The following is an 11,890-nucleotide window of genomic DNA, read 5'->3' as shown; positions in this document are numbered from 1 at the left end:
TCAGCTACACATGAGTTGACTGACCCACCGCCTTCGCGAGCAAGCCCGCTCCCACAGTGGGTAAGTTCAGCTTCTTTGGTGCTTTTGCGAAGTGACCCGCTGTAAGAGCGGCGCCCATCTTCTCTGTACCCAGCACGCACCCACAAAAAAAGGGGCGATCAGATCGCCCCTTTATGTATTACCGCGCAGCTATCAGCCCCGGCGACGCAGTGCGTCGATCCGCTCTTCCAGCGGCGGGTGGCTCATGAACATGCGTGCAAAACCTTGCTTGATGCCACCGTTGATACCAAACGCCGTCAGGCTGTCCGGCATGTGCACTGGCAGGCCTTGTTCGGAGCGCAAGTGTTGCAGTGCTGCAATCATCGCCCCGGTACCGGCCAGGCGGGCACCGGCTTCGTCCGCGCGGAACTCGCGTTTGCGCGAGAACCACATGGTGATCGCGCTGGCCAGGAAGCCCAGCACCACCTCGGCAAAGATGGTCGCCACGAAGTAGGCAATGCCGCGGCCTTCTTCGTTCTTGAAGATCACCTTGTCGACGAAGTTGCCGATGATTCGCGCGAAGAACATCACGAAGGTGTTCACCACGCCTTGTACCAGCGCCAGGGTGACCATGTCGCCGTTGGCCACGTGGCCGATCTCGTGAGCCAGTACCGCCTTCACTTCGTCGTAGGAGAAGCGTTCGAGCATGCCCTGGCTCACCGCAACAAGGGCGTCGTTCTTGTTCCAGCCGGTGGCAAAGGCGTTGGCCTCATACGCCGGGAAGATCCCGACTTCAGGCATCTTGATGCCAGCCTCGCGGGACAACTGCTCAACGGTCTGCAGCAACCATTGCTCATGGCGGGTGCGTGGCTGGGTGATGACCTGGGTGCTGGTGCTCATCTTCGCCATCCATTTGGAGATGAACAGCGAGAAGATCGAGCCGGCAAAACCAAAGACTGCACAGAAGACCAGCAGCTGATTGAGGTTCAGATCAACCCCGTTGGCCGCCATGAACCCGTTGAAGCCGAATAGGCTCAGGGTGATGCTGGCAATCAGCACGACCGCCAGGTTAGTGGCCAAGAACAGCAGGATGCGCATCATGGTTGTAGAATTCTCCTCATGCTTAATATGTCGCGTACTGCGGGGTATATAAGGTGCGGCCTGGGGCGATTCAACCGAGCGACTATTTCAAACTGTGTCCTACAGCCTGAATGTAGAGCCTTGAAAGGATTTTCCGAGCCGAAAAGCCCACCGCGATCACCCCATTCAAGCCTTCGCACCCCGTAATTATAGGAGGCTGACCGGTCCGTGGCGTGCAGCGGCTGGGAGGAGGGCGCGCAGCGTAGAGAAGTGTTGCCAGATACTCGCCGTACGACCGAATGTCGGTCGTACGGCGGCATGTGCGTTATTGGCGATAAGACTTGAGGAAGTTGCCGATGCGACCAATGGCCATGTCCAGGTCATCCACTCGCGGCAATGTCACCACGCGGAAGTGATCCGGCCACGGCCAGTTGAACGCCGTTCCCTGGACCACCAGCAGCTTTTCCGACAGCAGCAGGTCGAGCACGAATTTCTCGTCATTGAGGATCGGGCAGACTTTCGGGTCGATCCGCGGGAACGCATACAGCGCGCCCATGGGTTTCACGCAGCTGACGCCGGGGATCGCGTTGAGCAGCTCCCAGGTGCGGTTGCGCTGCTCCAGCAGGCGGCCCTGGGGCAGCACCAGGTCGTTGATGCTCTGGTAGCCGCCGAGGGCGGTCTGGATTGCATGCTGGCTCGGCACGTTGGCACACAGGCGCATATTGGCCAGCATGTCGATGCCTTCGATGTAGCTCTGGGCGTTGTGCTTGGGCCCGGAGATGGCGATCCAGCCGGAGCGGAAACCCGCCACGCGGTAGGATTTGGACAGGCCATTGAAGGTCAGGCACAGCAGGTCCGGCGCCAGGGAGCCGGTGCAGATGTGCACGGCGTCATCGTAGAGGATCTTGTCGTAGATCTCGTCGGAGAACACCACCAGGTTGTGCTGGCGTGCCAGCTCGAGCATGCCCAGCAACACTTCCTTGGAGTACACGGCGCCGGTCGGGTTGTTCGGGTTGATGATCACCAGGGCCTTGGTGTTCGGCGTGATCTTGGCCTTGATGTCGGCCAGGTCCGGGAACCAGTCGGCGCCTTCATCGCACAGGTAGTGCACCGGGTGGCCGCCAGCCAGGGTCACGGCAGCGGTCCACAGCGGGTAGTCGGGCGCCGGCACCAGCACTTCGTCGCCGTTGTTGAGCAAGGCCTGCATGGACATCACGATCAGCTCGGACACGCCGTTGCCCAGGTAGATGTCTTCGATGCCGACACCTTCCACCTGTTTCTGCTGGTAGTACTGCATCACGGCTTTACGCGCGCTGAACAAGCCTTTCGAATCGCTGTAGCCCTGGGCGGTCGGCAGGTTGCGGATCACGTCCTGAAGGATTTCGTCCGGCGCTTCGAAACCAAACGGCGCCGGGTTGCCAATGTTCAGCTTGAGGATGCGATGGCCTTCCTCTTCCAGGCGTTTGGCGTGCTTGAGCACTGGGCCGCGAATGTCGTAGCAGACGTTGGCGAGCTTGTTCGATTTGCTGACCTGCATGGCGATGTGATCCTGAAAATGAACGATCCAGACGGCGTGGACACTACCGTACTGCGAATCCTGCGAGGCCTGCACCCATAAATACGTTTGAATGCCGGTAGCGCGGGTGCCAGACTGGCGTTTTGAAGAGGCGCAATCATACGTGCCGCCTGTTCCGTGGAAAAGATACAGATCAGGCTTTTTCAGTTGCCGAGGTGGATTGATGGATAAGTTGCAGAAAACCCTGGATGAGTGGCGGGACATGCTCGACCCCGCGCAGTATCAGGTGTGTCGTCTCAAGGGCACCGAGCGCCCTTTCAGCGGCAAATACAACGAAACCAAGACCGACGGTGTGTATCACTGCATCTGTTGCAATGAGCCGCTGTTCGATTCCAGCACCAAGTTTGATTCCGGTTGCGGCTGGCCGAGCTTCTATGCGCCGATTGCCGACAGCGCGATGATCGAGATCCGCGACGTCAGCCACGGCATGGTCCGCACCGAAGTCACCTGCGCCAAGTGCGATGCGCACCTGGGGCATGTGTTCCCGGATGGTCCGCCGCCGACGGGTTTGCGGTACTGCATCAACTCGGTGTGCCTGGACCTCGTCCCGCGCTAGGGCAGGCAGCACCCTCCACATGTGGGAGCGGGCTTGCTCGCGAATTCAGTGTGTCAGTGACCAATGAGCTGGCTGACACACCGCATTCGCGAGCAAGCCCGCTCCCACTTTTGTATCGAGCGTGGATGAAGGGATTGATGTGAGCAAATAGGGCCTCATCAATGCGGTCAATTAAATTGCACACAATTAAATTGCCTGCTATCTTTCCAGGTCTTCCCCCTGTTTGAGGCACTGCCATGAGCACCAACCTGCTGAGCATCCCGTGCACCACCATCAAAGGTGAGCAAAAGACCTTGGCCGACTTCGCCGGCAAGGCCATTTTGGTGGTCAACACCGCCAGCAAATGTGGTTTCACCCCGCAGTACAAAGGCCTCGAGCAACTCTGGCAGCAGTACAAGGACCAGGGCCTGGTGGTGCTGGGGTTCCCCTGCAACCAATTCGGCAAGCAGGAGCCCGGCAACGAAGGCGCGATTTCCGAGTTCTGCGAATTGAATTTCGGTGTCAGTTTCCCGCTGTTCAAGAAGATCGACGTCAACGGCAGCGAGGCCCACCCACTGTTCGTGCAGCTTAAAAAACAAGCGCCGGGCTTGCTGGGGTCCAAGGGCATCAAGTGGAATTTCACCAAGTTCCTGATCGGTCGTGACGGTCAGGTGGTCAAGCGTTTTGCCCCGACCACCAAGCCCCAGGACTTGACCCAAGAGATTGAAGCCCTGCTCAAATGATCGATGTATCCGCCGTGTCCCTGGCACTGGACGACCAACTGTGTTTCAAGCTCTACGCTGCCTCACGGGCGGTGACGCGTGCCTATAAGCCGATGCTTGACCAGTTGGGCCTGACCTATCCGCAGTACGTGGTCATGCTGGTGCTGTGGGAATGGCACGAGGCAACTGCGCCGCAGCCGACCGTCAAGGCGTTGGGCGAGCGGCTGATGCTCGATTCGGGCACATTGACGCCGCTGCTCAAGCGTCTTGAGCAGCTCGACCTGGTGAGCCGCCAACGCAGCGCACGGGATGAGCGGGAAGTGCACCTGGGTCTGACTCATACCGGTGTGCAGTTACGCGACCAGACTCACCGCCTGAAAACCCGCTTACTGTGTGACAGCGGCATTGACTTGAACCAGGCCGACGCTTTGCGCGAAGGCCTGGACCAGTTGCTGGCGCAGATCAAAGGCTTGTCGTCTGCGGCACCCACAGGTCCAACAGAGCCTTGAGTTCTTCGCGGCGGAACGGTTTGGCCAGGTAGTCATCCATGCCCGCGGCCCGGCAACGCTCGCGCTCTTCCGAGAGGGCGTTGGCCGTCAAGGCGACAATGGGCAAATCGGGCCAGCGCCCGCTGCGGCGAATCTGCCGGCTGGCCTCGTAGCCATTCATTACCGGCATGTTGCAGTCCATCAGCACCATGTCAAAGCGCTGTTCTTCAAGGAACTTGAGCGCTTCGCCACCGTGCGCGGCCACCACCACTTCGCAGCCGAGCTTGCTGAGCATGCCTTTGGCCACCAGTTGATTGACCGGGTTGTCCTCCACCAGCAGGATGCGCGCCCGGTGCGTAAACGGCGCGGCTTCCATCTGGATCGGGTCGAGGATCAGTGGCGCGTCGCTGCGCAAATTGCGTTGCAGGATCTGATACAGCGCGTTGCGGCTCAAAGGGCGCGCCTGTTGCTGCAGCGGCGCCAGGGCTGCCACTTCCTCACTGGGCATAAAGTTGCCGTAGGCGGTGACCAGCAGAATGGGCGCCTTGATGGCTGGGCGCAGGCGGAACAGGCACTCCGGGCAATCGGTGATCAACAGGTCAGGGTGTTGCCCGCTCAGGTCGTCGTCTTGAGAATAAACGCGCGGTGCCAGCCCCCAGTGAGGCAACAGGGTGCTGAGCAATTCTGTCAGGCCGCTACCCGCGCTGGTGATGGCGATGACTTCGCCTGCCAGCGGCGCGTAGCGAGTGGCGGGCAAATGCGTGGGCAGTGGCAGGTCGGCGCAGAACTGGCTGCCAAACCCGACTTCCGAGCTGATGCTCAGCCGGCCCTTCATCGCTTCACACAGATTGTGCGTCAACGCCAGCCCCAGCCCCGTGCCACCAAACTGGCGGGTGATGCCTGCGCCGGCCTGGGTAAACGGCTGGAATATCTTCACCTGCGCATCCTGAGCGATGCCGATACCGGTATCGCACACTTCAATCTTCACTCGGCCCTCACTGGCGCTCAGGCGCACGTCGACGCGGCCAAAGCGCGTGAACTTCAAGGCGTTGGAGAGCAAGTTGCTGACGATTTGCCGCACGCGTGTCGGGTCGCCAATCACTTGGGCGGGAAACAGCGGGTCGATCAAGCACGTCAGTTCAACGCTCGGTGCTGCGTTTTGCGACAGCAGGTTGGCGGTGTCTTCCACCAGCGAGCTGAGATCGAACGGGATACGCTCCAGCTCCAGTTGGCCGGCATCAAACTTGGACAGGTCGAGGATATCGTTGAGCAACTCCACCAGAACTTTGCCGGAGTCATGGGCAATCGACAGTTGCTGACGCTGCTCGGCATTCAACGGGCTGTCCAGCGAGAGGGCGATCATGCCCAGCAGGCCGTTGAGCGGCGTGCGAATCTCGTGGCTCATGTTGGCCAGGAACGCCGCCCGTGCCTGGGCCATGCCCAGCGCCGTCATCTTCGCAGCCTCCAACTCATCATTGGACTGGCTCAGGCGTTGGTTGCTGGCCTTGAGCTCCAGTGTGCGTGCGGAGACGATATCTTCCAGCTGGCCCAGGTACTCGGTGAGTCGGTCCTCGGCGTGGCGGCGCTGCTGGATTTCGGTCTCCATGTTTTCGAATTGCTGGTTGGCGACACTGACCAGCACGCCGATTTCGTCGTTTTCGTGCCCTGGCGGGCAATCCAGATGTGCCTGCTTGCTGGTGCTCAGCGCGCGAATAATGCGCACCAGCGGTTGGGTCAGCATCACGTAAAACAGGCCCAACAGGATGCCGGTCAGCAGCAGGCTGCGGGCAAAACCGTTAAGCAGTGTGATCTCGGCGCGGTGCAGGAAGCGGCTGCCGAAGGCGTAAGTGTCGACGTCCAGGCGCAACACGCCCAAGGAATCATTAGGCATGTGGCTCAGGAATAACCGGTCCTCAAACTGGCGGTTGGCGCCAAACAGAAAATCGCTGATGGGCCGGTAGGTGCTTTCCTTACGCGGGCGATCGACGTCGGCCAGCACCACGCCATTGTTGTCGACCAATTGCGCACGGGTGATCGCCGGTGAGTGCAGCAGGCCCAGCGTCAGTTCCTGGGCGAGTTCGGCGTCGATGTTGTAGGCGATACGGGAGGCGGGGTTATGGCTGATTTCGATCAGCGAGCGTATTTCACGGTTGATGGATGCGTCTTCGCTGGCATAATCAATGCCGATTTGGATCAGACTGAGCAAGGTTCCCAAGACGAAACCGACCAGCACAGTCAATCGAGCTTGTTTATAAGACAAGCGGTGGGCGAACTTGATATCCATCGGGTGTTGAACCACTTCACGTTTCCCTTCGCCCGGCAAGCATAGCTGAACATCCACCGGCTTTGGCTTGCTCGGCATAATCGTTGATTTTTTTACAGGTGCAGCCCTGTCGCGGTGTGCCGCAGGGTTGCCAATACGCCATCTTTTGCAAGAACTTGCCAGAGGAATAGTCGTGGATAATCGATTGAATGCCTTTCTTGAGCGTGCCGATGCGGTACTTGCACGCCTGGAACCGTTGTTGCCGGCGCCCCGCCAAGCCATCGACTGGGACCAGTGCCTCGCCGCCCGTTGGCAGCGCGAAGGCCGCAGCGGCTTTTTGCTGCCCCTGGAAGTCAGCCTGGACATGCGCCTTAGCGACCTGATCGGTGTGGACAAGCAACGCGAACAACTGGCTCGCAACACCCAGCAGTTTCTCGAAGGCCTGCCCGCCAACCACGCGCTGCTGTGGGGTTCGCGCGGCACGGGTAAATCGTCAATGGTGCGCGCCTTGCTCGCCCAGCACGCCAAGGCCGGCTTGCGCCTGATTGAAATCGAGCGCGATCACCTGGCCGACTTGCCGCGCGTGGTCGAGCAACTGCTCAAGCTGCCGCAGCGGTTCATCCTGTTCTGCGACGACTTGTCGTTCGAGGCCGGCGAGGGCGACTACCGCGTGCTCAAGAGTGTGCTGGACGGCTCGCTGGAGCAGGCGCCGGAAAACGTGCTGTTGTATGCCACGTCCAACCGTCGTCACCTGGTGCCGGAAAACCAGAGCGACAATGACAACTGGAAACGCGTGGACGGCGAGCTGCACCCCAGCGAGGCCGTTGAAGATAAAATCGCCTTGTCCGACCGGTTCGGCCTGTGGTTGTCGTTCTACCCGTTCTCTCAGGAACATTTCCTGAACGTGGTCGAGCACTGGATTGGCGAACTGGCCAGCAAGGCCGGTTTGCAATGGCAGCGCGATGAAGCGCTGGATATTTTGGCCGTACGTTGGGCCACCGGGCGCGGCAACCGCAATGGCCGGTGCGCGTATCAATTCGCCCGTTACTGGGTGGGTCTCAAGTTGTTGGAGCGTCAACCATGATCGATTTGCAACAGGCCGGCACGGGCCTGGATGGCTATGCAATGCTGTGTGCGCAACTGGAGTCGCTGTTGGCCGATGAACGCGACTTCATCGCCAACAGCGCGCAGTTCTCTGCGTTTCTGTTCAACCAGCTGGATGACCTGAACTGGGCCGGCTTCTACCTCAACCGCAACGAAGAGCTGGTGCTTGGCCCGTTCCAGGGCCAGATTGCCTGCGTGCGCATTCCGTTCGGTCGTGGGGTGTGCGGCGCGGCGGCGGCATCGCGGCAAACCCAGCGGGTGGAGGACGTTCACGCGTTCCCTGGGCATATCGCCTGTGACAGCGCTTCCAACAGCGAACTGGTGGTGCCCCTGATCAAGGACGGCCAACTGATTGGCGTCCTTGATCTGGACAGCCCGTCGCTCTCGCGTTTTACCGCGCAGGACCAGGCGGGCATCGAACAGCTGGCAGCGATTTTCCTGCGTCTGACCGACTGCTGACCGGTGGCGGCAGGGAGAGTGCAAGCACTCGCCCTGCCTATTGCAAGGCGTCCAGTTCATTAAGGCGCATCTGCAGCATCCTCTCCAATTCAAGCATGCATTTTTCCAGGGTCTTGATGCCGGTTTCGATCCTCGGCCGATCTTCACCTTGCGCGCAGGCGTGCTCCAGCGCTTCACATTCGCCGGCCAGCGCAGCGGCCTGCACGATGCGCGCAGCTCCCTTGATCTTGTGGGCCTGGTCAATGATGGCCTGGGGCGATGCCTGTTGCGCCAACATGGCGGTCAGTTCCTGACGGTCATGACGGCTGCTGTTAAGCAATTCCTCGAGCAGGCGGCGACTCAGCTGTGGGTCGCCGCCCGTCAGCGCTTCCAGGCTGCTGAGGTCGAGCCTCACACCGCCGGGTTGCTGGCCGATCTGCGCCAGTTGCCGCTCCAGCACCGTCAGGCTGATTGGTTTGAACAGGCAGTCGTTCATGCCCGCTTGCGCGCAGCGCAGTTTCTCTTCCGGCTGAGCATTGGCGGTGAAGCCCAGCACGACGCAGGCCGGCAGCTGTTCGCGCTGTTCATACTCACGGATCGAGCGGGTCAATTCGTAGCCGTTCATGATCGGCATGTTGCAGTCGGCGATGACCAGGTCGAAGCGTTCCTGACGCCATGCCTTGAAGCCGGCGGCACCGTGCTGGGCTGCGGTGAACTGATGCCCCAGGTAACCCAGTTGCTGGCACATCAGCAGGCGGTTCGCGGGATGGTCATCCACCACCAATACGTTGAGCACCGGCGCAAGCGCCGGGGGCGCGGGTTTGAGTTCTCCCACGGGCTGGACCGGCTGCAGGCGCGGCATTGTCAAGTTGACATGCACTTGGGTGCCCACCATCGGCACACTGCTCAGGCTCAGTTGCCCGCCCATCATCGCGCACAGGCTTCGGCAGATCACCAGCCCCAGGCCTGCGCCGCTTCTGGCCAGGTGCCCGGAGTTGTCGGCCTGGGCAAACGGCTCGAACAGGCGCAGTTGGTCGTCGCGACTGATACCAATGCCGGTGTCCTCGACCACCAGTTTCATCTCGACCTGCTGCGGTTGATCGGTGGGTTGCACGTCCACCTTGATGTGCACCCGCCCGCGCTCGGTGAACTTGATCGCATTGCTCACCAGGTTGGACAGCACCTGTTTGAAGCGTAACGGGTCGATCAGCACCTCGGTGTCATCCTGCTCGGGCTTGAACTCCAGCAGCAGGCTGAGGGTTTTCTGCCGTGCCAGGCCGTCGAACACGCGCACTACCGATTCGATGACTTCCCGCAGGTTCACGCGTTCCGGCGCCAGGCTCAAACGGCCGGACTCGATGCGCGCGATGTCCAGAATATCGCCGATCAATTCCAGCAGGTCTTTGGCCGAGTTGTAGGCCACTTCGATCGCCGGGCGGTCGAGATGGCCCTGGTCAGCCCGCTTGAGGGTCAACTCCAGCATGCCGATCACGGCATTCATCGGCGTGCGGATTTCATGGCTCATGGTGGCAAGGAAGGTGCTTTTGGCCCGGTTCGCTTCATCGGCGCGTTCCTTGGCGGCGCGCAACTCGTCGAACAGCTGGCGCCGCTCACTGATGTCGATCCAGCCCCCGATGATGCCCTGGACTTCACCGACGGAGTCACGGTAAGGAAGAATCCAGTGATAGATCGTCAGTTTTTTTCCGTGCAGGTGCAGGGTGCGGTCGAGAATCAGTGGGTTGCCTTGCGCCACGACTTGCTGGTAGTCCGCGTGGTATTGCGCGGCTTCCGATTCCCGGGCCATGTCCATCTGGATCACGCTCTTGCCGATCACGTCTTCACGCTTGACGTCGAAGACCTGCAAGTAACTGTCATTACAGGTTTGCAACAGGCCGTTTCGATCACGCACATAGATCGGGTGCGGGGTTTCGTTGACCAATGCGCGCATGAACTCAAACTGATCGTTAAGGGCGCGCTCGGCCATTTTTCGATGTTTGATCTGGCGGCGCATGTGGGCGTTCCAGGTCAGTGAAATCAGCAGCAACAGCCCGGTGCCGACGATGATTTGCGCGATCAACTGGTGGTAATTGCGCCAGTAACTGTCGGGGGCGGCGGTGTAGCCTCGCCAGCGACTGTTGATCACGCCCATTTCGTCTGGAGCAATGCTCAGCAGGGCCTTGTCCAGGATTGAACTCAGTTCGACGGCGCGGCGAGGTGTTGCCAGGGCGAACGTGGCGGGGAGGGTGCCGATACTGGTGCTGATCTGCAGTTTGTCCTGGAAAACCTGGGAGGATAGGAAGTAATTGGCGATCACCAGCGAGTTGACGGCACCTTCCACATTGCCTTGGGCCAGCATTTCGGATGCCTTGAAGGTGTCGCTGACCTCCACCAGGCGAATCTGCGGGAAGTCCTGCGTGAGGATTTTTTCCAAGGGGTTGCCCACGGTGATAGCCAGGCGCTTGCCTGCCATCTGCTCCAGGTTCGAGGGTGCGCCAGGCTCTTTGCGGGTCAGCAGGATGTAGGAGTTTTCCAGGTAAGGGCGACTGAAGCTCAGCGAAGCCTCCCTTTCAACGCTGGGGACAATGGCCCCGATGATATCGGCTTTGCCGGTGGTGACCTGCTCGATCATCGCGTTGACTTCGCGACTGCGCAGGATCTTGAAACGTAACCCGGTGCGCAGGCGTATCAGTTCCAGCAAGTCTGCGGTGATGCCGCGAAAATTGCCTTCGGCGTCGAAAAACGTCAGCGGTGCGAAGGTCTCATTGACGACGACTGTCACCACCGGATGGTCTTTGAGCCAACGCTCTTCGCGCTGGGTCAGCTGCAGTTTCTTGTCGGTCAGCAAGATATCGCTGCCGGCGCTCCAGCGCTTGGCGATACTGTCGCGTTCATTGATGGGGATGGCGGCCAGCACCGAATCGACGATGCTCAGCAAAGTGCGCTGATCCTGGCGCAGCGCAAAGCTGAAGCCGTAGGCTTCATGCTTGCCGAAGTTGGCCATGCGGATGTTTTTCAGGTAGCCCTTGTTGATCATGTAATGGGTGGAAATGGTGTCGCCCAAAAACACGTCGGCCTGATCGAACGCCACCGCATTCAACGCGTTTTGGTACGAGGGGTAGGCGCGGATGTTGGCCTTTGGATACAGCTTCTGTACTTCGCTCAACGGCAGGTAGTGGTAGACCAGGCTCAAGCGCAGTCCGGCCAGCCCATTGCCCAGGTTGTAGGTTTCACCCTCACGGGTCACCAGCACGGGTTGGTCCACCGCGTATGGCTGCGACAGGATGAGATTCGGGTTGGCGGCTTCAAAGCCGTTGGAGGAGCCCAACAAGTCAATTTCGCCCGTTTCAAGCGCGTGGATCGATGCTTCTCGGGTGGGGTAGCGCACCACCTTCACGGGCAATGCCAGGGCTTGGGCCAACAGCCCTGCGTAATCGGCGGTCAGGCCCTCATAGTCGCGGCCGCTGGAGGTCAGGTCGAAGGGCGGGTAGTCCGGAGCCGAAGTGCCGAGCACCAACTCGCGTTTGTTCTGTAACCACTGGCGCTGGGCCTTGTCCAGTTGAACATCCAGTTGTACCGCACTTGCACGGCTCAACAGCGTGAAGTGTTCCGGGCCGGGAGCGGGGTCCGCAGGCACCGTCGTGCTGAAACACACACCGGCGATTAATATAATCAAATAGTCCTTTATACGGCTGGGCATCCGCTTTC

Annotated in this window: 9 protein-coding genes; 5 read left to right on the top strand and 4 right to left on the bottom strand. The window is 60.1% G+C overall.

Translation table 11 applies throughout. From position 1 onward, the window contains the following. Positions 1 to 192: 192 nt before the first annotated feature. Positions 193 to 1,080 carry a protease HtpX gene (htpX, locus tag AC19YS_RS09565; protein ID WP_106576811.1) on the bottom strand — a complete coding sequence of 296 codons (888 nt, stop codon included), beginning with the start codon at positions 1,078 to 1,080 and terminating at the stop codon, positions 193 to 195. A 304-nt stretch (positions 1,081 to 1,384) separates the two neighbouring features. Then, on the bottom strand, positions 1,385 to 2,596 hold the full coding sequence (locus tag AC19YS_RS09560; RefSeq protein ID WP_017136168.1) for a pyridoxal phosphate-dependent aminotransferase: 1,212 nt from the start codon (positions 2,594 to 2,596) through the stop codon (positions 1,385 to 1,387). 202 nt (positions 2,597 to 2,798) lie between these two features. Here AC19YS_RS09560 and msrB point away from each other — a divergent pair, with 202 nt between their 5' ends. The 3 genes from msrB (at position 2,799) to AC19YS_RS09545 (ending at position 4,401) form a co-directional block, all read left to right on the top strand. Then, on the top strand, positions 2,799 to 3,191 hold the full coding sequence (gene msrB / locus AC19YS_RS09555) for a peptide-methionine (R)-S-oxide reductase MsrB (protein WP_106576810.1): 393 nt from the start codon (positions 2,799 to 2,801) through the stop codon (positions 3,189 to 3,191). Between the two features lie 236 nt (positions 3,192 to 3,427). Next, positions 3,428 to 3,913, top strand: a complete 486-nt coding sequence (locus tag AC19YS_RS09550; protein WP_106576809.1) for a glutathione peroxidase — start codon at positions 3,428 to 3,430, stop codon at positions 3,911 to 3,913. Then, positions 3,910 to 4,401 (top strand): MarR family winged helix-turn-helix transcriptional regulator, encoded by a 492-nt coding sequence (locus tag AC19YS_RS09545; RefSeq protein WP_119739491.1) that lies wholly within the window; start codon positions 3,910 to 3,912, stop codon positions 4,399 to 4,401. The genes AC19YS_RS09550 and AC19YS_RS09545 overlap by 4 nt, the downstream gene beginning before the upstream one ends. On the opposite strand, the gene AC19YS_RS09540 is transcribed toward AC19YS_RS09545, so the two are convergent. Further along, positions 4,355 to 6,664 (bottom strand): hybrid sensor histidine kinase/response regulator, encoded by a 2,310-nt coding sequence (locus tag AC19YS_RS09540; protein ID WP_106577286.1) that lies wholly within the window; start codon positions 6,662 to 6,664, stop codon positions 4,355 to 4,357. The genes AC19YS_RS09545 and AC19YS_RS09540 overlap by 47 nt on opposite strands. Positions 6,665 to 6,836: 172 nt before the next feature. Between AC19YS_RS09540 and AC19YS_RS09535 the strand changes: the two genes are divergently transcribed. Together AC19YS_RS09535 and AC19YS_RS09530 are read left to right on the top strand one after the other, a co-directional pair. Continuing rightward, the gene (locus tag AC19YS_RS09535; protein WP_106576807.1) at positions 6,837 to 7,727 is read left to right on the top strand and encodes an ATP-binding protein; all 891 of its coding nucleotides are present in this window, start codon (positions 6,837 to 6,839) and stop codon (positions 7,725 to 7,727) included. After that, positions 7,724 to 8,206, top strand: coding sequence for a free L-methionine (R)-S-oxide reductase MsrC (locus AC19YS_RS09530; protein WP_169368557.1), 483 nt, complete (start codon positions 7,724 to 7,726; stop codon positions 8,204 to 8,206). The genes AC19YS_RS09535 and AC19YS_RS09530 overlap by 4 nt, the downstream gene beginning before the upstream one ends. Before the next feature lie 37 nt (positions 8,207 to 8,243). Here AC19YS_RS09530 and AC19YS_RS09525 read toward each other — a convergent pair whose 3' ends face one another. Next, entirely contained in the window at positions 8,244 to 11,882 is a 3,639-nt protein-coding gene (locus AC19YS_RS09525) for a transporter substrate-binding domain-containing protein (protein WP_500601551.1), read from the bottom strand. Positions 11,883 to 11,890 lie beyond the last annotated feature (8 nt).

Source organism: Pseudomonas sp. MF08831 (assembly GCF_059862645.1).
This window is presented reverse-complemented; position numbering and strand designations above follow the sequence as displayed.